The sequence below is a fragment of the Pseudomonas sp. Irchel 3E19 genome (assembly GCF_900187585.1).
GTDB classification, from domain to species: domain Bacteria; phylum Pseudomonadota; class Gammaproteobacteria; order Pseudomonadales; family Pseudomonadaceae; genus Aquipseudomonas; species Aquipseudomonas baetica.
The window spans coordinates 47,434-68,072 of the sequence record NZ_FYDT01000030.1; the positions used below are offsets into that span (position 1 = coordinate 47,434).

The 20,639-nt window shown below is 58.7% G+C and carries 19 protein-coding genes and 2 pseudogenes; 10 read left to right on the plus strand and 11 right to left on the minus strand.

Going from position 1 to position 20,639, the window contains the following annotated elements; all coding sequences use genetic code 11:
• Positions 1–188 precede the first annotated feature (188 nt).
• Both CKW18_RS18905 and CKW18_RS18910 read right to left on the minus strand, forming a co-directional pair.
• Positions 189–359: pseudogene (locus tag CKW18_RS18905) on the minus strand (FKBP-type peptidyl-prolyl cis-trans isomerase); the annotation flags it as partial.
• Positions 360–373: 14 nt separating this feature from the next.
• Positions 374–943 (minus strand): hypothetical protein, encoded by a 570-nt coding sequence (locus tag CKW18_RS18910; protein ID WP_095190197.1) that lies wholly within the window; start codon positions 941–943, stop codon positions 374–376.
• Positions 944–1,221: 278 nt separating this feature from the next.
• On the opposite strand from CKW18_RS18910, the gene CKW18_RS18915 reads away from it, so the two are divergent.
• Together CKW18_RS18915 and CKW18_RS18920 are read left to right on the plus strand one after the other, a co-directional pair.
• Positions 1,222–2,568 (plus strand): S-type pyocin domain-containing protein, encoded by a 1,347-nt coding sequence (locus tag CKW18_RS18915; protein ID WP_095190198.1) that lies wholly within the window; start codon positions 1,222–1,224, stop codon positions 2,566–2,568.
• Positions 2,568–2,819 carry a bacteriocin immunity protein gene (locus tag CKW18_RS18920; RefSeq protein WP_095190199.1) on the plus strand — a complete coding sequence of 84 codons (252 nt, stop codon included), beginning with the start codon at positions 2,568–2,570 and terminating at the stop codon, positions 2,817–2,819. The genes CKW18_RS18915 and CKW18_RS18920 overlap by 1 nt, the downstream gene beginning before the upstream one ends.
• A gap of 158 nt (positions 2,820–2,977) precedes the next feature.
• Here the strand turns inward: CKW18_RS18920 and CKW18_RS18925 are convergent, their stop codons facing one another.
• Positions 2,978–3,619, minus strand: coding sequence for a hypothetical protein (locus tag CKW18_RS18925; RefSeq protein WP_095190200.1), 642 nt, complete (start codon positions 3,617–3,619; stop codon positions 2,978–2,980).
• A gap of 107 nt (positions 3,620–3,726) precedes the next feature.
• Between CKW18_RS18925 and CKW18_RS18930 the strand changes: the two are divergent.
• Positions 3,727–4,188: pseudogene (locus tag CKW18_RS18930) on the plus strand (diguanylate cyclase domain-containing protein); the annotation flags it as partial.
• 25 nt (positions 4,189–4,213) lie between these two features.
• On the opposite strand, the gene CKW18_RS18935 reads toward CKW18_RS18930, so the two are convergent.
• Positions 4,214–4,522, minus strand: a complete 309-nt coding sequence (locus CKW18_RS18935) for an RcnB family protein (protein ID WP_095190201.1) — start codon at positions 4,520–4,522, stop codon at positions 4,214–4,216.
• Between the two features lie 348 nt (positions 4,523–4,870).
• Between CKW18_RS18935 and CKW18_RS18940 the strand changes: the two genes are divergently transcribed.
• The 4 genes from CKW18_RS18940 to CKW18_RS18955 all read left to right on the plus strand — a co-directional run bounded on the left by CKW18_RS18940 (position 4,871) and on the right by CKW18_RS18955 (position 9,855).
• Entirely contained in the window at positions 4,871–5,467 is a 597-nt protein-coding gene (locus CKW18_RS18940; RefSeq protein ID WP_170947284.1) for a LemA family protein, read from the plus strand.
• 21 nt (positions 5,468–5,488) lie between these two features.
• Positions 5,489–7,459: a M48 family metallopeptidase gene (locus tag CKW18_RS18945; protein ID WP_095190202.1), complete on the plus strand. Its 1,971-nt coding sequence runs from the start codon at positions 5,489–5,491 to the stop codon at positions 7,457–7,459.
• Positions 7,460–7,782: 323 nt separating this feature from the next.
• Positions 7,783–9,075 (plus strand): MFS transporter, encoded by a 1,293-nt coding sequence (locus CKW18_RS18950; RefSeq protein ID WP_095190203.1) that lies wholly within the window; start codon positions 7,783–7,785, stop codon positions 9,073–9,075.
• A gap of 12 nt (positions 9,076–9,087) precedes the next feature.
• A complete protein-coding gene (locus tag CKW18_RS18955) occupies positions 9,088–9,855 on the plus strand; it encodes a substrate-binding domain-containing protein (RefSeq protein WP_095190204.1) in 768 nt (255 codons plus the stop codon).
• On the opposite strand, the gene CKW18_RS18960 is transcribed toward CKW18_RS18955, so the two are convergent.
• Positions 9,845–10,759 (minus strand): LysR family transcriptional regulator, encoded by a 915-nt coding sequence (locus tag CKW18_RS18960; protein ID WP_095190205.1) that lies wholly within the window; start codon positions 10,757–10,759, stop codon positions 9,845–9,847. The genes CKW18_RS18955 and CKW18_RS18960 overlap by 11 nt on opposite strands.
• Before the next feature lie 245 nt (positions 10,760–11,004).
• Here CKW18_RS18960 and CKW18_RS18965 point away from each other — a divergent pair, with 245 nt between their 5' ends.
• Positions 11,005–12,813 carry a monovalent cation:proton antiporter-2 (CPA2) family protein gene (locus CKW18_RS18965; protein ID WP_095190206.1) on the plus strand — a complete coding sequence of 603 codons (1,809 nt, stop codon included), beginning with the start codon at positions 11,005–11,007 and terminating at the stop codon, positions 12,811–12,813.
• Positions 12,814–12,931: 118 nt separating this feature from the next.
• Here the strand turns inward: CKW18_RS18965 and hcnC are convergent, their stop codons facing one another.
• The 6 genes from hcnC to CKW18_RS18995 all read right to left on the minus strand — a co-directional run bounded on the left by hcnC (position 12,932) and on the right by CKW18_RS18995 (position 18,349).
• Positions 12,932–14,191 (minus strand): cyanide-forming glycine dehydrogenase subunit HcnC, encoded by a 1,260-nt coding sequence (hcnC, locus tag CKW18_RS18970; protein ID WP_095190207.1) that lies wholly within the window; start codon positions 14,189–14,191, stop codon positions 12,932–12,934.
• Positions 14,184–15,593, minus strand: coding sequence for a cyanide-forming glycine dehydrogenase subunit HcnB (gene hcnB / locus CKW18_RS18975; RefSeq protein ID WP_095190208.1), 1,410 nt, complete (start codon positions 15,591–15,593; stop codon positions 14,184–14,186). The genes hcnC and hcnB overlap by 8 nt, the downstream gene beginning before the upstream one ends.
• Positions 15,590–15,904: a (2Fe-2S)-binding protein gene (locus CKW18_RS18980; RefSeq protein WP_095190222.1), complete on the minus strand. Its 315-nt coding sequence runs from the start codon at positions 15,902–15,904 to the stop codon at positions 15,590–15,592. The genes hcnB and CKW18_RS18980 overlap by 4 nt, the downstream gene beginning before the upstream one ends.
• A 238-nt stretch (positions 15,905–16,142) precedes the next feature.
• The gene (locus CKW18_RS18985; RefSeq protein ID WP_095190209.1) at positions 16,143–16,682 is read right to left on the minus strand and encodes a hypothetical protein; all 540 of its coding nucleotides are present in this window, start codon (positions 16,680–16,682) and stop codon (positions 16,143–16,145) included.
• A gap of 225 nt (positions 16,683–16,907) precedes the next feature.
• Entirely contained in the window at positions 16,908–17,849 is a 942-nt protein-coding gene (locus CKW18_RS18990; protein WP_095190210.1) for a hypothetical protein, read from the minus strand.
• A 191-nt stretch (positions 17,850–18,040) separates the two neighbouring features.
• On the minus strand, positions 18,041–18,349 hold the full coding sequence (locus CKW18_RS18995) for a hypothetical protein (RefSeq protein ID WP_095190223.1): 309 nt from the start codon (positions 18,347–18,349) through the stop codon (positions 18,041–18,043).
• 192 nt (positions 18,350–18,541) lie between these two features.
• On the opposite strand from CKW18_RS18995, the gene CKW18_RS19000 reads away from it, so the two are divergent.
• Together CKW18_RS19000 and CKW18_RS19005 are read left to right on the plus strand one after the other, a co-directional pair.
• A complete protein-coding gene (locus CKW18_RS19000; protein ID WP_095190211.1) occupies positions 18,542–19,225 on the plus strand; it encodes a response regulator transcription factor in 684 nt (227 codons plus the stop codon).
• Positions 19,203–20,597 (plus strand): HAMP domain-containing sensor histidine kinase, encoded by a 1,395-nt coding sequence (locus CKW18_RS19005; protein ID WP_095190212.1) that lies wholly within the window; start codon positions 19,203–19,205, stop codon positions 20,595–20,597. The genes CKW18_RS19000 and CKW18_RS19005 overlap by 23 nt, the downstream gene beginning before the upstream one ends.
• The last annotated feature ends 42 nt before the right edge of the window (positions 20,598–20,639 follow it).

Here is a 20,639-nt window from a genome sequence, read left to right on the forward strand (position 1 = left end):
GATAAATCTCGACGTTCTCCAGCGAATGCAACAATTCGCTGGAGGACTTCAACAACGAACCGGAAACCGGAAATCGTCCGGCGACCGGTTGACTGGCGGGTGGTCAACCATTCGGCGGCGCGATAAATCATGTGTTCGACATCCATTGCCCTGAGCCCTGAAAGCATTCAATAAACACACATTTCGCCTCAATCCTCCCGCGTCAAAACCTCCAGCAACTCGATCTCAAAGACCAGATTCGAATTCGGCGGGATCTTGCCCATGCTTCGCTCGCCATAGCCAAGATGTGCCGGCACCCGCAACTTACGCTTGCCGCCAACCTGCATGCCCATCAAGCCTTGATCGCAACCTTTTTCTATATGACCCAAACTAGTTAGGGCTTGCCAAGAGCCTCCAGCTCAAGAAAATATCCACGGCCTAGCGGAGTGAGATCAGCATAGTTACCCCCATAACGGCTCCGGACGGGGCGAATCAGGTTCACGCTTGCAAGATGGTCTAAAGCATTCTGCGTTGCGATTCTGGAGAGCCCAGAGTGATCTAGCACTTCCTCGAATCCAAACTGAAGACCCTGTTGGATCGCATTCCCCACGACGAGGAATACAAGGTTTTGGTCATCCGTTAAGGGCGCGCCATCCGCAGCCGCAGGCTCAACCTTCTCATACCGGGCATACACCAGCGCCGCAACAGGCACCATCAGCAACACAATCAATACGACCATGAGCATCACCACCCAGAAAGGGAGAGAAACGTCCCTCACAAACCAACTGCCAACGTTCTTTATCCCGTTCCACAGCCCTGAAATTGCAGGACTGAAAAAAGACACATCGTAGTAGCTTTCAACGAGCTTGGTAGCTGGAACTCCTAGGCCGGGAACTAGCGCCCATGCCCCGAGTGTTTTCAATAGCTGGAATTTCGGTTTCTGCTTCGTGCCGCTTTGCTGCATATCTTCACCCTAGTCGCCTGATACGCCGGATGTTACCAGAGTAGCCGTATGCCATGATTCCGGTTGCTAATCGCCCGCCAAACCTTCTTCAACCAAGCCAATAGCCACCATTCAAAGCCCCGCCCTAACCGGCTATCCTTCGCCACCAGCAAACAACACGGAACACGGATAACCAGCAAGGCTTTTGGTATTTGTCCTACAGCCAGTGACTGAGCTAACCGGTAACGTCGTTCTGCCCCAGCCAAAGGCTGGATTCCACACGGACGAAAGGAAGCTGCATGTCTGGTTATGTACCCAATCCACCGAAGGGCTACCGCAACAGTGGTGTTGAACCTGTTGATATTCACGCTCAGCATTGGGCTGAGTACAAAGACCTCCCCTCCAAAGATGATGCCAAGCCAAAGAGCTTGGGATGCGTGTTCGCCAAGAGCTGCGATCTTCCAGACGGCGTGATTGACCATAAGAAGCCAGCCGGGTTTATCCCTGTCGAGAAAGTGAGCAGCTACGGCGAGCTTGCCATCCTCGGTGGCCGTGAGACGGACGCACAGGGGAACATTCCCCTAAAGAAAGTGAGCGGTGCAATACCGGCAACGCTTGGAACTCTCCTGTTAGGCGGGGCCGCCGCAACTGCTGGCGCGTCGTGTGGTGGTCTCTGTACTGCCGGTGTGGCTAGTGGTGCTGCTGTTGCTGGCGGAAGTGTTGCAACGGGCGTGGGTGCTACTGGAGCAACTGGCGCGGTTATCACTACTGGTGTTGCTGCCGGTGCGTTAGCTGGCTTTGTTGCGCTGCTGTGGCCTTCCAGTCTGGGTGATAGCAGCCTGTACACAGACGAACAACTTCAATCCCTTAAGCAAGGTCGCACACGGCTTCGGATTCACGTCGAACAACAGGCCGGTGGCACATTAAAGGGGTACGGGTACAACACCCAGAGCCGCACTGACTGGGAGATGATTCCGGTGGTGCAATTCGTTGAGCAAGGTTCTCAACAGGTGGCAGACTTTGGTGATGGTGTAACCCTGATATGGACGCCAGCCGTTGACCCGTCCAGCGCTTCAGGAATCCCACCGTTAGAGGCTGCACCTCAAGCCCCGCAGATCTGGATTTATCCGCCGTCCGAAAAAGCGGATAGCATCATCGTCAACCCGACCCACCCGCCCGAGTACAAAGACTTCATTCTGGTATTCCCTGCTGACTCGGGAGTGCAGCCGCTTTACATCGTAATGAACGTCCGTCGAAAGCCAGGCACTGTTACAGGCCAAGGGCAGGACGTAGTAGGAATCTGGCTTGCGGGTGCTAGTGTAGGACTTGGCGTACCTGTTCCCTCACAGATTGCAGACCAACTGCGGGGGCGGGAATTTAAGGACTTCGACGCTTTCCGACAAACCTTCTGGGAGCTTGTAGCCAAAGATCCAGAGCTAAGTCAGCAATTCAACGAACGCAATCTTAAAGGCATGTTAAATGGTATGGCACCTGTCACACCGAGGGCTGGACATGCAGGAAAACGAATCGCATTCGAGCTACACCACATCGAACTAATCAAGGATGGTGGTGCCGTTTACGATACCGACAACATCAATGTCGTCACCCCAAGACGCCATATCGACATTCACAGGGGAGTAGAGTGATGGAATTGAAGAGCCAGCTGGCTGACTACACCGAACAGGAATTCACGTCTCTGATTCAGTCGATTGAAGACGCAAAGACCGAGGATGAACGGGGCGAACTTGTCGATCACTTCAACAAGATTGTTCCCCATCCAGCAGGAAGCGACTTACTTTTCTACCCAGAGAATGGCGAGGATGATTCAGCAGATGGTGTGACACGCACTGTCGGTGACTATTGCCGTGCGAATAGTCTACCGGGCTTCAAGAACTGACAGAAAAAGAAAAGCCCGCTCAAGGCAAAGCAATGTATTAGCCTACTCAGCTACAGAATACTCGTAAGTGAGGCGTTCTATTGCATGTTCTAAAGTAGAGAGATTTGCGAGCATGCAACTTGCTTTTTCCGCGAAGAAGTGGCATGCAGGCTGATTTATCAGCTTACGGTCAACTCAGCACGCACATGCTCCAGATAATAAACACGACCCGCTGGAGTTAGATGATAAATCCACGCCGAGTAAGCTAAGTGTTTCTTCACAAACTGACGCTCAATCAATTTATCAAGCCCGGCATTGATCACTAACCGATCCAAACCAGTATCTAACAAAGCTTCCATCGTTGCGGGTACGCGTTTATTTTCCAGACTCGCGAGGAAGACCAATACTGTACGATCACTTAGCCCCAGAGCAGCACTTTTAGTCTCGATTTCTTCTGTCAGAATATCAACCTGCCGGACGAGGTCTACATTCCTGTTGCCAAGTTCAATACAACGCTGTTTGAAAGAGTCCAAGTCGATACCCATTTCAGAAATAGAAGCACTTTGCTTTCGTGTAACTACCGACTGAAATCTGATAAACAAACATGCGGCCCCAACGATGCCCACAAGAATCAAGACAAGCAACCATACAGGAACAGGTACATCAGCCGAGAGCCAAGCGACAAACTCGACTAGCTTGGGTGAAATCCAATCAGGCAGTTTTCCTTCCTTGACAAGCGAATCTGCAATAGGCGCCCCGATCAAGCCAGCTATGCCGACCAGTCCAGCGATAGCGAATCCCCACACACCCTTTGCCTTCATGGCCACCTCACTGGAAAAAAGGGGACACTCTAGCAGAAGCAGAATGGCAGATTGCCTCACCCTGCTCTGGAAGTATTCCATCCCCCGAAATTTTTAACATTACACATTCGAAGGCACTGGATCAGGCGCGACAAACCAATACCCGAATGGCGCTGGTGTTCGTCGACCTGAACGGTTTCAAAAACATCAACGACCACTACGGCCACGCCGCCGGCGACCGCGTGTTGATCACCACCGCCACTCGCCTCAAACGTATCCTGCGCGCCACCGACACCGTCGCGCGGATTGGCGGCGACGAATTCGTGGTGATCCTGCAAGGCCTGGCACCGAACCTCAATCTGCAGGACGAAGCGCGCAGCATCTGCCAAAAGATTTTCATCGAACTGTCGCCGCCAATCAGTATCGGCAACGACCAGCGCCACATCGGCACCAGCCTTGGGGTGGCGGTGTTCCCCGATCATGCACCGACCATGGATCGGCTGCTGCACATTGCCGATCTGGCGATGTATGAGGCTAAACGCAGTGGGAATAATCAGTATCGGTTGGGGGGCACAGCCCTGCGCACGTAAAGGCGCAGGGCTTTGAATCGCGAAGTTAACGCTCGACCGGTTGCATCTCGACAATCGTCCCGTTGGTGATCATCACCATCACGTACTGATCGTTGATCTGCACCCACTGCGCCTGTTCGATCGGTGCTTTCAAGCCTTTCTGCTTCCAGTTTTTCAACGCCTTGTCGCTGCGCTGATAAACGTCGGGAGCACGATCATTGACCTTCAACTCACGGTCGCTGGTCGGGGATTGGACGGCCGGTTCGCTTGAGGTTTGCGCCGCTTGAACAAGTGGGCTGATCCCGGCAATGCCGGCGACCAGGGCCAGGCTGGCGATTAGGGTTTTGCTGTTCATCGGTGAACCTCCTGAGATGTGTGCTACCTGAACTCCGACTACCGGGTTCTGAAAACATTCCTTGTTTTTCGCCTGAACGGGCCGGGAGATTGTAGGCGCCACGAATGCCGCCATCGCTGGCAAGCCAGCTCCCACAGGGGTTAGAGGGTGTGTCAGAAATAAACGCACGCCGCAAAAACTTGTGGGAGCTGGCTTGCCAGCGATGGGGCCGGCACATTCAACATCTGCCTTGGCGCGCGAGAATGCTCAGTGGTTTTGTTGTGTTCAAGGGACCGTCTCACAATCAGCGCCACGCATTTTGCGCTAACATGCCGCGCCCCATTCCGCCGTGTGAACAAGGAGATCACCGTGAACAGCACCCTCGTCATCCTCCTGGTCGTTGGCGGGCTCCTCGCCCTCTACGCCATCAGCGTCTTCAACCGCCTCGTCGCCCGACGTAACCAGATCAAAAACGCCTTCGCGCAACTCGAAGTACAACTCAAACGTCGCTACGACCTGATCCCCAATCTGGTCGCCACCGCCAAGGGCTACATGGCCCATGAACGTGAAACCCTCGAGGCCGTGATTGCTGCGCGCAACAACGCAATCGCCGGGCTTCAGGCTGCGCAGGCGCAGCCGGGCAATGCGCAGAACATGGCACAACTGGGTCAGGCCGACAGCGCACTGAGCAATGCAATGGGCCGGTTAAACGTAACGGTTGAAGCCTATCCGGATCTCAAAGCCTCGCAAAACATGCAGCAACTGAGTGAAGAACTGAGCAGCACCGAAAACAAAGTCAGCTTCTCCCGCCAGGCCTACAACGATGCGGTGATGACCTACAACACCCTCAAGCAAAGCTTTCCGGCTGCGTTGTTCGCGCCCCTGTTTGGGCATGGCGCCGACGCATCCCCGCTGACATTTGCCGACAGCGCGGCGATTCAGGAAGCGCCAAAAGTCTCGTTCTAACCCTGGCCAACGGATGGCGACATGAATTTTTTTGAACAACAGCGCCAAGCCAGGCGCCGCACCTTGCTGCTTATCTTTTTGATGGCGCTTGCGGTGCTCAGTCTGATCGTTGTGACTTGCGTGCTGATGACCATTCCAGTCAAGGGTGACGACGGTGAGATCCTGATGGATCTGAAACTCAGTTGGGAATTGTTCGCAACCGTGTCGGCAGTGATCGTCAGCATCGTGCTGCTGGGCAGTCTGTCGAAACATGCGGAGCTGTCCGCTGGCGGCAAGGCGATTGCGCGGCGCCTCGACGGGCGCCTGATCAACCACAGCGCGCAAACACTGGAAGAGCAGCGGTTACTTAACGTGGTGGAAGAAATGGCCATCGCCTCCGGTACCGCTGTTCCCTCGGTGTACCTGCTGCCTGACCTGGGGATCAACGCCTTCGCTGCCGGACTCACGCCCCAGGATGCCGTCATCGGCGTGACCCAGGGTGCGATCAATCTGCTTACGCGTGAAGAGCTGCAAGGGGTGATCGCCCATGAGTTCAGCCACATCTACAACGGTGACATGCGTCTGAACACACGCCTGGTCGCCATCGTCCACGGGATTCTGGTAGTCGGTCTGGCTGGCAGCGTTATCCTGCGCGGCGGGGAAGGTGTCGGTAAAACGCCCGCACGTCGCAATAAGTTTGTTGCGGTCACGATGATGATCGGTTTTGTGTTGTGCATTGTCGGGTTCGCGGGGACGTATTTCGGCAATCTGATCAAGGCTGCGATCGGTCGGCAGCGAGAGTTTCTGGCTGATGCGACGGCGGTGCAATACACCCGCAACCCGCAAAGCATTGCCGGGGCGCTGAAGAAAATTGGCGGTTATGAGTTAGGGGCGACAATCAACGCTGCCCACGCTGCCGAATTCAGTCACCTGTATTTCGGGTCAGGCACTTCAAGTTTTGACTTGATGGCTTCGCATCCGGATCTGAGTGAGCGGATCCGCCGGGTCGATGCGCAATGGGATGGCACCTTCATCAAAATTGCGGCACCGTCAATTGATACGCAATCCACCGCCAAAATGCCCGTACCCGATGCTTTCGGTGGCATCCCCGCCGCGGCCACGGCGGTGCTCTACGACTTGAATGCGGCCCAGCTATCGGTGTCCGCCATCGGCGCTCCACAAACAGAACACCTGATTGAAGCGCGTCGCGTGCTGGAAGACATTCCACAACCGCTCAGAGTTGCGGCCCGCAGCCTCGAGGGCGCCCAAGCCATTGTTTATGGGCTGCTGCTGTCACGTTCGGTGTCTGTGCTGGGCGTTCAACTTGACGCTCTGCAGTCGGAGGTCGACGGCGCTGTGTTCGACGCTTTGAATCTGCTGCGTGAACCCCTGTCATTGCTCAATCCCGGCCTGCGCCTGCCCTTGCTGGATCTGGCCATTCCAAGCCTGCGACAGTTGGATAAAAAGCCTTTTGCCAAGGTCAAGCGCACTCTGAATCTGCTGATCGAAGCCGATAACGAAACCGAGTTGTTGGAGTGGACGCTGTTGCGCATCGTTGAACGCAATGTCGAAGGCGCATCTCCAGTGCAATTCAAATTCGGCCTGTTCCAGTGCGCCGAACAGCTCATGGTTTTATTGAACGCATTGGCTCGCGCAGGTCAGCAGAATCAGCAGGCGGCGCTGCTGGCGCTGGATTTTGCCTGGGAAGGCTTACCTTTCGAACAGCCGGAAGAACTGCCGGTTGAACTGGAGGATCTGGCGGGGCTGGAAGCGGCCATCAAACGCCTGCGCCACCTGATGCCAGAGGAACGCCCCACCCTGCTCAACGCCATGACCCGATGCGTGATGCACGATGGTGTGATCAGCGTGGCAGAAGCGGAACTGTTTCGCGCATTGGCGGATTTGCTCGATTGCCCGCTGCCGCCGCTGTTGACCCCGCTGCCAGAAACGGATACCCGTGAGAATGAACCTGCTCGTGATGAGGCCGGCACATCCAGCATTCGCGTCGCCTGACGCGCCGCTTTCGCGAGCAAGCTCGCTCCCACAGGGGTCGTGGCTGCGCCTGGATTCTATGAACCCTGCCAAAACCCGTGGGAGCGGGCTTGCCCGCGAAGGCGACGGCACCTCCAGCAGGTTTATTGCCTGAACTACCGCCGTCGCTGGCAAGCCAGCTCCCACGAGGGTTCAGCGGGCTTGCTGATTGATCCGCTTCTGGCATCAATCCATGCCAACAATGCAATTAACAGATTGTTACATCTGCGCCACCATCCACCTCAATAAAAACCGTGCGCCGCCCTCCCTTAGCGCACGTCATAAAAGCGGTGGAGTACTTTTCTATGACAGCCTCAATCCCACACGGCGGCTCGCGGGCCGGCGCCATTTTCCGGGTGACCTCGGGCAACTTCCTCGAACAGTTCGACTTCTTCCTGTTCGGTTTCTACGCCACGCAAATCGCGGCGGTGTTCTTTCCGGCGAGCAGCGAGTTCGCCTCCCTGATGATGACTTTTGCCGTATTCGGCGCAGGCTTTTTGATGCGTCCGCTGGGCGCCATCGTGCTCGGTGCGTACATCGATGACGTCGGTCGTCGCAAGGGTTTGATCGTCACCCTGTCGATCATGGCCAGCGGTACGATATTGATTGTGCTGGTGCCCGGTTACGAGTCCATCGGCTTGTTCGCCCCGGCGCTGGTGTTGATCGGGCGCTTGCTGCAAGGCTTCTCGGCCGGTGCAGAACTGGGCGGCGTTTCGGTGTATCTCGCCGAGATCGCCACACCGGGTCGCAAAGGTTTCTTCACCGCTTGGCAGTCCGCCAGCCAGCAAGTGGCGATCATTGTCGCGGCAGGCTTGGGCTACGCCCTGAACGCGTGGATGGCGCCGGACGTGATTGCCGATTGGGGCTGGCGCATTCCGTTTTTCGTCGGTTGCATGATCGTGCCGTTCATCTTTTTCCTGCGGCGGAATCTGGCGGAAACCGAAGAGTTCGCCGCACGCAAACATCGCCCGAGCATGAAAGAAGTATTCCGCACGCTAGGCCAGAACTGGGGCGTGGTACTTGGCGGAATGTTGATGGTCGCCCTGACCACCACCGCGTTTTACCTGATCACCGTGTACGCGCCGACCTTCGGCAAAACCGTGCTGCACCTGAGCACCTCGGATGCGTTGCTGGTGACCCTGCTGGTCGGTGTATCGAACTTCTTCTGGCTGCCGATTGGCGGCATGTTGTCCGACCGCATCGGCCGTCGTCCGGTGCTGATCGCCATGTCGCTGCTGGCGCTGGCCACGACTTACCCGGCGCTGTCGTACCTGGTGCAGGCGCCGAGCTTCAGCCACATGCTGCTGTCGTTGCTGTGGCTGTCGTTTATCTACGGCCTGTACAACGGCGCGATGATTCCGGCGCTCACCGAAATCATGCCGGTGGAAGTCCGGGTCGCCGGTTTCTCCCTGGCCTACAGTCTGGCCACGGCAATTTTCGGCGGTTTCACCCCGGCGATGTCGACCTTCCTGATCCAGTACACCGGCGACAAAGCCGCGCCAGGCTACTGGATGAGTATCGGTGCGCTGTGCGCGTTGCTCGCCACGCTGTACCTCTATCGCCGCGCGGGCGGCCGTCTGCAACCCGTTGCGGCATAAGGAGCCATCAACATGAAAAAACTACTCAACCTCACCGCCGTCGCCCTCCTCGCGTTCAGTGCCCTGGCGCACGCTGAGGAAGTACGGGTAATGACCTCCGGCGGTTTCACTGCCGCTTATAAAATCCTCGGGCCGAAATTTGCCGCCGCGACTGGCAACACGCTGGACACTCAACTCGGCCCATCGATGGGTAAGGCACCGGAGGCGATCCCCAATCGCCTCGCACGCGGTGAACCCGCTGACGTAGTGATCATGGTCGGCTACGCCCTCGATGACTTGATCAAGCAAGGCAAAGTCGACCCGGCGTCGCGCGTTGAACTGGCCGATTCGCGGATCGGCCTGGTGGTGCGCGAAGGCGCGCCGAAACCGGACATCAGCAGCGTCGAAGCCCTGAAGAAAACCCTGCTCGACGCGCAGTCGGTAGCCTACTCCGACAGCGCCAGCGGCGTGTACATCGAGCAGCAGTTGTTCAAGAAACTGGGGATCGAAGATCAGCTGAAACCGAAAGCCAAGATGATCGCGAAAATCCCGGTGGGTTCGGTGGTTGCCACCGGCGATTATCAACTGGGCTTCCAGCAGGTCAGCGAATTGCTGCCGGTACCGGGAGTGAGTTTCGTCGCCAAGATTCCGGAATCGGTGCAGTCGGTGACGCGTTTCGCTGCCGGCATTCCGGTCGGCGCGCAGCATCCGGCCGAGGCCAAGGCGTTGCTCGCCTACCTCGCCGCGCCAGCCGCCCAGACTGACGTGCAGGCCACCGGACTGGATTCGGTCAAGCGCTGAGGTCCGGCGGCTGGACTTTCATTTCCACCACCAGCCGCTCCAGCTCCAACGCCGCCGGGGTCAACGTGCGACCCCGGCGCTTGATGATGCCGACACTGCGCATCACTTGCGGATCGGTCAGCGGCACCCGCGTCAGGATCGGATGATCCGGCCCCGGCAGCGCCATCAACGGCACGGCCGCCACACCCAACCCCGCCTCCACCAGGCCAATCATCGTCGTCACATGCCGGGTTTCGCAGATGCTTTGGCGTTGTGGCACCACGCTGCTCAATGCCTGATCGAGCAAAAAACGATTGCCCGAGGTTTTGTCCAGCGAGATGTAATCCTGCTGATAAAACTCGTTCCACGTCACGCTGCTGCGCCCGGCCAACGGGTGATCGCGCCGGCACGCCACGACGTAGCACTCCTGCACAAGCGGTTCGAAGTCGACTTTGGCATCCTGTGTGCCCATAAAACTCAAACCGAAATCCGCCTCGCCGTTGACCACGGCGCTGAGTACATCGTGGGCGCTGGAGTCGAGCACTTTGACTTTGATCCGCGGGAATTGCCGGTGGTAATGGGCAACCACGCGTGGCATGAAGTAATACGCCGCCGACGGTACGCAGGCGACAGTGACATGGCCCAACCGGGTCGAGGCCACTTCGCTGATGCCGAGCAACGCCACGTCGAGATCATCCAGCAAGCGCTCGACACTCGGCATGAACCCCCGCCCGGCCTGGGTCAGGCTGACCTTGCGCGTGGTGCGTTCGAACAGCTTCACGCCGAGGGCGTCTTCGAGCTTTTCGATACGCCGGCTCAGGGCGGGCTGCGACAGGCGCACGGTGTCGGCGGCCTTGCGAAAACTGCCCTGCTCGACCACGGCGCGAAAGGCTTGCAGGTCGTTGAGGTCGAAGTTGATGGCCATGGCGAAACCCGGAAGATTGATTCACAGAGGTTATAAATGTAACTAATTGATGCAAATTATTACAGATCACACATGACCTGTGGGAGCGGGCTTGCTCGCGAATTCGGTGGCACCTGCAATACACCTGCCGACTGACACACCGCTTTCGCGAGCAAGCCCACTCCCACAGGGGATATTCGGTGGATATGGAATCGATTCAGCCTTTATCCTTGTCCTCCCGCCGTACCGCTGTCAGGAGTCAGTCAATGCCCCATGAAGGCAACCTGTTACAAGCCGCTGTCGTGTTTCTGTTCGCTGCGGTGCTCACCGTGCCCTTGGCCAAACGTCTGCAACTGGGCGCCGTGCTCGGTTATCTGTTTGCCGGGGTCATCATCGGCCCGTCCGTGCTGGGCCTGATTGGCAATCCGCAAAGCGTGGCGCACATTTCCGAACTGGGCGTGGTGTTGCTGCTGTTCATCATTGGTCTTGAGCTGTCGCCGCGACGGTTGTGGGTGATGCGCAAATCGGTGTTTGGCGTGGGCCTGGCGCAGGTGCTGCTGACCGCTTCGGTGATCGGCGTGCTGGCCTTGTCGGTGTTCGGCCAACCGCTGAACAGCGCGATTGTTCTGGGCCTTGGCCTGGCGCTGTCGTCCACCGCGTTTGGCCTGCAAAGCCTGGCCGAGCGCAAGGAACTGACCAGCCCTCATGGGCGTCTTGCCTTCGCGATTCTGCTGTTTCAGGACATCGCCGCCATCCCCTTGATCGCACTGGTGCCGATGCTCGCCGGCGTCGACCACCACACCAGCACCGCCGACGATGTGCGGCACAGCTTGCAAGTGCTTGGCGGCATTGCCGTGGTGGTGATTGGCGGGCGTTATCTGTTGCGTCCGGTGTTCCGCGTGGTGGCGAAAACCGGTCTGCCGGAAGTGTCGACCGCCACCGCGTTGCTGGTGGTGATCGGCACGGCGTGGCTGATGGATCTGGTCGGCGTGTCGATGGCGCTCGGTGCGTTCCTGGCCGGTTTGCTGCTGGCGGATTCGGAATATCGCCATGAACTGGAAGCGCAGATCGAGCCGTTCAAGGGCCTGCTGCTCGGGTTGTTTTTCATCAGCGTCGGCATGGGGGCCAACCTCAGCCTGCTGCTCAGTGCGCCGATCACCGTGCTCGGGCTGACGCTGCTATTGATTGGCTTGAAGCTGCCGCTGCTGTTTGTAGTGGGACGGCTGGCAGGCGGACTGAACAAGATCAGCGCCATTCGCCTCGGCATCGTGTTGGCAGCGGGCGGTGAATTTGCCTTCGTGGTGTTCAAGATCGGTCGCGATCAAGGCCTGTTCGAGCCGCGTCTGTACGACCTGCTGGTGCTGACCATCACCCTGTCGATGGCGGTGACGCCGCTGCTGTTGTTGATTTGCGCCCGCTTGGTCAGCCCCAAGGTGCAGCCGGTTGAAGTGCCGGAAAAATTCCGCCAGATCGACGCCGAAACGCCACGGGTGGTGATCGCCGGCATGGGCCGGATGGGCCAGATCGTGGCGCGGATTCTGCGTGCGCAGAACATCAAGTTCGTGGCGCTGGACACCTCGGTGGAAACCATCGAACTGTCGCGCAGCTTCGGCGGTGTGCCGGTGTTCTACGGCGACCCGATGCGCCCGGAAATCCTCAATGCGGCCAAAGTCGGCGAGGCGGAATATTTCGTGATTGCCACGGATGATCCGGAGACCAATATCAAGACCGCCGAGGTTGTCCGCAAGCTTTACCCGCACATGAAAATCATCGCCCGGGCGCGTAACCGTCAGCACGTTCACCGCTTGGTGGATGTCGGCGCAGAGGCGATCCGGGAGACCTATTATTCGAGTCTGGAAATGAGCCGGCGCACGTTGGTGGGGCTGGGTTTGACCCAGGCGCAGGCCGATGCGCGGATCAAGCGCTTCAAACACCACGACGAACAGGTGCTGGAGGCGCAACACGCGGTGTACGACGACGCGGCCAAAGTCCTGCAAACCGCCCAGGAAGCCCGGGCGGAACTGGCGCGGTTGTTTGAATCGGATCAACTGGAAGAAGAATCGCGCAAGGCCTGAGCCACATACAAAACCCCATGTGGGAGCGAGCCTGCTCGCGAAAGCGGTGTGTCAGCCAATACTTCGATCACTGACAGATCGCATTCGCGAGCAGGCTCGCTCCCACAGGGAATCGGTGTCAGGCCAGTTCCAGCTCCAGCGCTTGTTTGACCGGCATCACTTCAAACCGATCCGCCAAAAACGGCGTGATATCCAGCGGCAGCGGCTCGTCGTTGACCAGTTTGTCCAGCAGCACACCGGTAATCGCCGAGGTCAGAATGCCGGTGCGGAAGTGCCCGCAGGCATTCAGATAGCCCTCAACTCCACGCATCGGCCCAAGAATCGGCAACTCATCCGGCGAGCCCGGACGCAGCCCGGCCCAGGTGCGCTTGAGGTTGACGTCTTTAAGCTCCGGCAAGCAGCGCACCGCGCCCTGCACCAGCCCGGCGATCTCCGGGTAGGTGGTGGTGACGTCAAAGCCTTTGTCTTCGGTGGTGCTGCCGATCAGGATCTCGCCGTTGTCTTTTTGCGCCACGTAGCAATCGCTGGTGGTCAGGCAACCGTTGAGGATTTTCGGCATGCGCTCGGTCAGCAGAATCTGGCCTTTGACCGGTTTCACCGGGATACGGATACCGGTCGCCCACTCGCTCAGATCCGCCGCCCAGGCACCGCCGGCGTTGATCAGCATCTTGCAGTGGAACACGCCCTCCTCGGCCGTCTGCACGCCCGTCACGCGCGAGCCGTGGTGCAACACGCCCGTAACGTTGGTGTTGACGAAGATGTCGACGCCATTTTGCCGTGCGCCTTCCATGTAGGCATCGGCGAGGCGGAACGGGCTGACCTGGTGATCGCAGAGAAACTCCAGCGCCCCGCGCGCTTCATGGCTGACGCTCGGTTCCGCTTCGCGCAGTGCGGCTTGATCAAGCCAGCGCACCTGATCGGCCAGATGCGGAATGCAGCCGACGATGTGTTCGGCGTAGAGCCGATCCTCATCGTCATAAATCACGAATTTCAGGCCGGTCTTTTCGAACTTGAAATCCATGCCGTGATTGTCTTTCAACTCGCGGTGCAACGCCGGATACAGCGCGTTGGACTGCAAGGCGAAATCGAAGAACGACTCCGGCAGGATGTGCGGCGTGCTGGCGTCCACCGCCACCGCCGCGCCCTGGGTTTCGCGCTTGCGGTTGGCCGACATCATGCGGAAGAAAATCACCCCGCAGCCAAGCCCTACAGACTCACCGATCGCCCACAAACCACCGGCCGAAGCACGGGTCGCGTTGCCTGGACGCTTGGCGTCGATCAGCGCGACCTTGAGGTTTTTGCGCTTGGATAACTGATAGGCGCAGGACGCCCCGATCACACCGCCGCCGGCGATGATCACGTCGTAGAACTTACTCATGGGAAGCGGCCTCCGTGCCGACATTCTGGAACGCGGAAAAAGGAATCGGATCAATCGGGAAGCGCGGGCGCAGCCAACCGACATCCTTGCGCCCGGTAGCCTGGCGCAGGCGGTCGCTGCAATAACCGACGCACATCCGTCCCTGACAATCACCCATGCTCACGCGGGTGCGCATTTTCAGGCTGGCGATGTCTTGCACGCCTTGCTCCAGCGCCCGGTCGATATCGGCGCGGGTCGCGTGTTCGCAGCGGCAGATCACCGTGTCGGCGGCCGGCAATGCAGTCTGGCCGACGCCGCGTTCGGTGTAGCGATCGACTGCCGCGCGAAAACGCACGATGGCTTTCAGCTTGCCCAGATAACGATCACGACGAACCCGCGCCAGTTCTTCCTCCAGCACGCCGCGTTGCAGCAGGATCGACGTCGCGGCGATCTTGCCCGCGAGCATCGCCGCTTCACCGCCGCGAATCCCGCCCATGTCACCGGCAAGATGCACGTGTGGCTCGTTGCTTTGCTGCCAGATGTTCGCGTTGGCGCGCAGATAGCCGTCATCGCTGAAGCCGTGATCCAGCCCCATCTGCTGACTCAGTTGCGTGCGCGGAATGAAACCGTAACCGACCGCCAGGGTCTTCGCTTCAAAGCGTTCGACACGCGACAGGTCCGGCTCCCAGCTGTCCGAGTACGGTGCGACGCTGACGCTTTGCAGTTCGCCATCGCCGTGAGCTTCAACCACGCCCCAGCCGTAGTTCATCGGGATGCCGTGCAGTTTCAGGTACGCAAGCATGCTCAAGCCGTCGAGAAACAGCTGCGGCTTGTTCAGCAGCGCGAGGCTTTCGCGGGCGATTTTGCCGAAAGCGCAGGCTTCATACACGCCCGCGACTTTGACGCCCGACGCATGCAGTTGCGTCGCCACCAGCGGCAGCAGCGGCCCGGTGCCCGCGATGATCACCGGCCCTTGCGGCTTGACCACACCACTCTTGATTTGCAGTTGCAGACCGCCAAGCAGGATCACGCCTGGAAGCGTCCAGCCGGGAAACGGCACACTGCGTTCGTGGCAACCGGCGGACAGCAACACGTGCGAATACTGGAACTCATGCAGTTGCTCATCGCCGTCCAGCACCACCAGTGCCCGAGTGCCCTCGGCGCCGACCACGCGATGATTCAGGTGCACATCGATCAGCCCGGATTGCTCCTGGAATTCGCCGTGCAGTTTGCCCAGCGCTTCGGAGTATCGTGGCCCAAGGTAATCGAGTTGCACGCCATCACGCAGCGGGCCGCGATAGACCACACCGCCCAGGCGAGAGGCTTCTTCAAGCAAGGTGCAGCGCACGCCGTGGCGCGCCAGTTCGATGGCCGCCGCCATCCCCGCCGGTCCACCGCCGACGATCACCGGTTGCAGGCTCATACGACCTCCTGCGCAGCGACGCGGTTAACCTGGGTTTCGATCTGCATACCGTCACGCACAACGGTCTGGCAGGCACGGCGTTTATGGCGCCCGTTGATTTTCACCAGACAGCACTGGCACACGCCCATGCCGCAATACGCGCCGCTGATCTGGTCATGATCGTTGCGCGCAATCTGGCGTACGCCCAGGGACTGGATAACGCTGAGGACGGTTTCGCCGATGGCGGCGGTGACCGGTTGGCCGTTGATATGGACGGTCATATCCGCCTGCGCCAAAGGCTGGATATCGAAGGTTCGTTCTAGGCAGTGCATTGCGGTGTTCATCCGTGAAGGTTCGGTTGAGGTTGTGTCAGCTCCTTGCTGCACTACACCCTGTCGACGCATTTATGACTGTGGTTGGAGCGTCGACGCGGGTACTTCGTCAGCGCAACGAGGTGCGCGAGAAGCACTGTAGTTCATACCTCAGCAAAGGCCTGGAACATTTACGTTAGGTGATAGCGCCAACACAAATATTGATCCAGGCCAGTGAAACAGTTGGATTGTTCAACGATCAGTTGGAGAAGACGAACTGGCCTTTGATCTTTTTCGCGCCAATCAAGGCGAGATCCGGGAACAGCAGCGATTTGACCCAGGCGGCGTAGAACATCATAGCCAGCGTGAAAACCACGCCGAGCACAGTCGACACTGGCTCCTCGCTATAGCCTGCAAACATGCGCGGAACCTGACTGATCGTGAAGGTGACATAGATCGTGTAAACCACCGCGATCCCCTTGTAGAAGCCCCACGCAAACAAGAGCGGAATGACGCCGACAATTAGCATCATGGCCAAAGCCATAGCGATGCCACCATCGTTGATTTGAACAAATCCAGCCAGCATACCGATAATCCCCAGAATGCCCGTCAGCACCACCAGGAAGGTCACTTTGCCTGAATGTCGCTTTCTGAGGGTCGGGTCCGGGCGCCCCCCGATCCATGCCGCCAACACTCGATCCTTGACCTTGCCACCGGACAGCGCGTTGAAGGTTTCAGTCTTGGACCGGCCGGCGTCGAGCATCTCGACCAGTTGCCGCTTGATTTCCCGCTTGTTCAACTTATTCATCCTTAAACGTGCGAGCAACGGCCGACCCGTTGCCGCCGGCGATTCTCGCCGTTGGCCCCCCAGAAAGCAAAAAGCCGCTACCACCCGAAGGTGGCAGCGGCCGAGGCATGAGCCCCAATAGAGCAATCAGTGCACGAACAGGGCGATCAGGATAATGATCGGGATCGGTACGCCGAGGAAAAACAACAGTAATGAGCGCATGGTGATTCTCCTTGTTTAACGGACTGGAGGCAGAGTGGACGAGGTGGCGTAGGTGTCGACTTCAACGTACTCGACTGCATCACGACGACGGCCGCCGTAGGTAGCCGCGAGACTGGCAAAGAAGGCACCGGCCAGCAGCGCAACGAACATCCACAACGAGGTCAAGGCAGCGACTTTGGCGGCGGTGTCGGCAACTTGTTGGGCTTTCACTTTGGCGTCGGCGATGGCTTTCTGAGTGCGGGCGTAGACTTCATCGACGCGACGTTCGGCATCGGCCTGACTCAGGTTGGTACGTTGGGCAACGAGTTGCGCGAGGTAGGTACGGTCTTCAGCGCTGAGCTGACCGTTGGCCAGGCTCTGGGCAAAGATTCGCGCCACTGCGCCATGGGCGGCGTCATCGCTGACGGACGCAGGACGATCATCGCGGAACAGGCTGTCGATGAAGTAGCCGTACTGATTGCTGTCAGTGTTCGCCGCTGCAGATCCGGCCGCTTGGGTCACAGCGCTTGCGGCACCGCCAGCGACACTGGCACCGGCCTGTACGCCGCCGCTGATCACGCTGCTGACCGAGCCGACCAGCAGAATCGCGGTCACCAGCGTGGCCACGCACCAGGCCAGGAAACCATGCGCGGTGTCGCGGAAATACACTTCATCACCGTGCATGTTCGCCCACTTCACTCGCAGGCGACCGGCAATGTAACCGCCCAGCCCGGAGGCGATGATTTGCGTCGCCGCCAACCAGACAATCGTGGAAATGCCCAGGCCCTTGGCGCTGATCCCCTCCCCGGCCCATGGCGAAACGGCTGAGAAACCCAAACCGAAACCAAGCAACACCAGAATCATCGACAGTGCAGCGGCAGCCGCGGCACCCGCGAAGATCGCGCCCCAGGACACGCCTGAGACGTTGCTCGACTCTCCTTCGTAGGCAGCATAAAACCCATCAGAGGATCTATTCATTGTTGTAGTGCTCCAGGCATGAAAAATGGTGTTACAACTCGTCACACTACGAATTGCAGCGACCGTGCCAGTTGCCAACAATAAATAAATCGTTGTATTTCAACACATTAGAAATTGTGAACTTCTTAGGACATTGCAAATTGCAACAAGGGGATGAATACGGCGGGTTTTATGCATTGGCAAAAAACCCGCTATTTACGCTTGTAGCTCTTGTTACCACTGGGCGTCAGGCAATACACGCCGCCCCGTGGACCGGTGCAAAACGATCCCGTGCCACAGGCGCAGCCGTCGTTGCTTTGCAGCAGTTTTTGCGCTCGGGTCTGGCCCTGATTGCCGAACATCGCCGCACAGCTTTTCTTCGAACCACTGATAGAGCCGTCATTGCACAGAAACAGATCGCCGTCGCAGCGATCAATACCACCCTTCTTCCCCGAGCACGGTGTGTTTGCTGCTACGGTCGAAGCGCTCACCAGCGCCAGCAACAGACCGATCACAGGCATCCAGCCAATGCGATTCAAAGTGCCCACGGAACAACTCCCTGTTGAATTTATGGCCAGATGATATCAACGTTCCGTCAAATTAATCCCTGGGTCCGCCCAATGGCAGCTACAACATGAAAGTTAATTTAAAGCGTCACGGAAAATTCTTGGCAAAATGCTCCCATTCCGTTTGAACCGATCAAGGCCTGCCCTATGACGCGTATTTTGACCATCGAAGATGACGCCGTGACCGCCCGGGAAATCGTCGCCGAACTGAGCAGCCACGGGCTCGACGTGGATTGGGTCGACAATGGCCGCGAAGGCCTCGACCGTGCCGTGAGCGGCAACTATGACCTGATCACTCTCGACCGCATGCTGCCGGAACTGGATGGCCTGGCCATCGTCACCACCCTGCGCACCATGGGCGTCGCCACGCCGATTCTGATGATCAGCGCCCTTTCCGATGTCGACGAGCGTGTACGCGGCTTGCGCGCTGGCGGCGACGACTACCTGACCAAACCGTTCGCCACCGACGAAATGGCCGCGCGGGTTGAAGTGTTGCTGCGCCGGCAAAACAGCGGCGGCGCCCACGCGACCACGTTGCAGGTGGCGGATCTTCAACTGGATTTGATCAGTCACGAGGCTCGCCGCGCCGAACAGGTCCTTACGCTGCTGCCGACCGAATACAAACTGCTGGAATTCCTCATGCGCAACAGCGGCCAGATTCTGTCGCGGATGATGATTTTCGAAGAGGTCTGGGGCTATCACTTCGACCCCGGCACCAACCTGATCGACGTGCACATCGGCCGTCTGCGCAAGAAGATCGACGCGGCGGGCAACGTTCCGTTGATTCGCACAGTACGGGGCTCGGGTTATGTCATTGCCGAACCCGTCTGACGGCTGGCGCTCCTCCAGCAGCCGCTTGCTGGCGCTGTACAGTTCGCTGTTCGTGGCCTGGAGCGCGATCCTCATGGGGGTCATGTATTACGAGGTTTCCGGCTACCTCGACAACCTCGCCAAGCATTCGCTGATGCAACGTCAGCATCTGTTTTCGCATTTTCGCGGCGAACAACTGGAAGAAGCGCTGGCCGCGAGCATGACCTTCGACATTCGCGGGATCGACGCCTACGGCCTGTTTGACGCACAAGGCCGGTACCTTGGCGGCGCCTTGCAACAGATCCCCGAAGGCCTGCCGCTGGACGGCAAGATCCACATGCTCGCCGAATGCGCCGACTCCAATGATCCGACCCTGCCCGCCGACAGCTGCGACGCCGTCGCCACCCAGACCCGCGACGGGCGCTGGCTGGTGCTGCTGCGTGACAACGGTTCGCTGTTCGCGGTGACGCGAATCATTTTGCATGCGTTGTTCTGGGGCGTATCACTGACGATTCTGCCGGGGATTGCCGGCTGGCACTTGCTGCGGCGGCGTCCGTTACGGCGCATCCGGGCGATCCAGGACAGCGCCCAGGCTATCGTCGCCGGTGACCTGACCCACCGTTTACCGCTGTCCAATCGCCGCGATGAACTGGACATGCTCGCCGCCATCGTCAACGCCATGCTCGAACGCATCGAGCGCCTGATGAATGAAGTCAAAGGCGTCTGCGACAACATCGCCCACGATTTGCGCACGCCGCTGACCCGCTTGCGCGCCCAGTTGTATCGCATGCAACAGCAGGCTGGCGAAGGCTCGCAAGAGGCAGCGCAACTGGATCTGGTGCTGGCTGAAGCGGATACGCTGATGGCGCGGTTTCGTGGCTTGTTGCGCATTTCCGAGCTGGAGGACCGGCAGCGCCGCTCAGGGTTTGTCGAGCTCGACCCGGTGCAGTTGCTGGAAGAGTTGCACGCGTTTTACCTGCCGCTGGCCGAGGAAGGCGAACTGCGCTTCGAGCTGAACATGCCGCAGACACTGCCGCCGCTCAATGGTGATCGGGCATTGCTGTTCGAAGCTTTGGCGAATCTGCTCAGTAACTCGATCAAGTTCACGCCGGCCGGTGGCACGGTGATTTTGCGCGGGGTGAATGACGCCGGGCACACGCGGATCGAAGTCCATGACTCAGGCCCGGGGATTCCCGAGGGAGAGCGTGAAGCGGTGTTCCAGCGCTTCTACCGCGCCGAAGGTGGGCAGGCGCAAGGCGGGTTTGGTTTGGGGCTATCGATTGTCGCGGCGATTGTCAGCTTGCATGGGTTTACGCTTGAAGTGAACAGCAGTGACCTGGGTGGGGCGAAACTGGTGCTCGATTGTCGGCAGAGTTTGATCGAAAGCTCCTGATCCCCCACCTTGGAATGAAATCAATGTGGGAGCGAGCCTGCT

What these genes read in the sequence shown, in the direction of transcription:
- hcnB (WP_095190208.1), bottom strand. Translation starts at nt 15,593, where the DNA reads ATGAGCCTGCAACCGGTGATCGTCGGCGGTGGACCGGCGGGGATGGCG.
- CKW18_RS18920 (WP_095190199.1), top strand. Translation starts at nt 2,568, where the DNA reads ATGGAATTGAAGAGCCAGCTGGCTGACTACACCGAACAGGAATTCACG.
- CKW18_RS18910 (WP_095190197.1), bottom strand. Translation starts at nt 943, where the DNA reads ATGCAGCAAAGCGGCACGAAGCAGAAACCGAAATTCCAGCTATTGAAA.
- CKW18_RS18915 (WP_095190198.1), top strand. Translation starts at nt 1,222, where the DNA reads ATGTCTGGTTATGTACCCAATCCACCGAAGGGCTACCGCAACAGTGGT.
- CKW18_RS18935 (WP_095190201.1), bottom strand. Translation starts at nt 4,522, where the DNA reads ATGAACAGCAAAACCCTAATCGCCAGCCTGGCCCTGGTCGCCGGCATT.
- CKW18_RS18950 (WP_095190203.1), top strand. Translation starts at nt 7,783, where the DNA reads ATGACAGCCTCAATCCCACACGGCGGCTCGCGGGCCGGCGCCATTTTC.
- CKW18_RS19000 (WP_095190211.1), top strand. Translation starts at nt 18,542, where the DNA reads ATGACGCGTATTTTGACCATCGAAGATGACGCCGTGACCGCCCGGGAA.
- CKW18_RS18965 (WP_095190206.1), top strand. Translation starts at nt 11,005, where the DNA reads ATGCCCCATGAAGGCAACCTGTTACAAGCCGCTGTCGTGTTTCTGTTC.
- CKW18_RS18955 (WP_095190204.1), top strand. Translation starts at nt 9,088, where the DNA reads ATGAAAAAACTACTCAACCTCACCGCCGTCGCCCTCCTCGCGTTCAGT.
- CKW18_RS18925 (WP_095190200.1), bottom strand. Translation starts at nt 3,619, where the DNA reads ATGAAGGCAAAGGGTGTGTGGGGATTCGCTATCGCTGGACTGGTCGGC.
- CKW18_RS18945 (WP_095190202.1), top strand. Translation starts at nt 5,489, where the DNA reads ATGAATTTTTTTGAACAACAGCGCCAAGCCAGGCGCCGCACCTTGCTG.
- CKW18_RS18980 (WP_095190222.1), bottom strand. Translation starts at nt 15,904, where the DNA reads ATGCACTGCCTAGAACGAACCTTCGATATCCAGCCTTTGGCGCAGGCG.
- CKW18_RS18995 (WP_095190223.1), bottom strand. Translation starts at nt 18,349, where the DNA reads ATGCCTGTGATCGGTCTGTTGCTGGCGCTGGTGAGCGCTTCGACCGTA.
- CKW18_RS19005 (WP_095190212.1), top strand. Translation starts at nt 19,203, where the DNA reads ATGTCATTGCCGAACCCGTCTGACGGCTGGCGCTCCTCCAGCAGCCGC.
- hcnC (WP_095190207.1), bottom strand. Translation starts at nt 14,191, where the DNA reads ATGAGTAAGTTCTACGACGTGATCATCGCCGGCGGCGGTGTGATCGGG.
- CKW18_RS18990 (WP_095190210.1), bottom strand. Translation starts at nt 17,849, where the DNA reads ATGAATAGATCCTCTGATGGGTTTTATGCTGCCTACGAAGGAGAGTCG.
- CKW18_RS18960 (WP_095190205.1), bottom strand. Translation starts at nt 10,759, where the DNA reads ATGGCCATCAACTTCGACCTCAACGACCTGCAAGCCTTTCGCGCCGTG.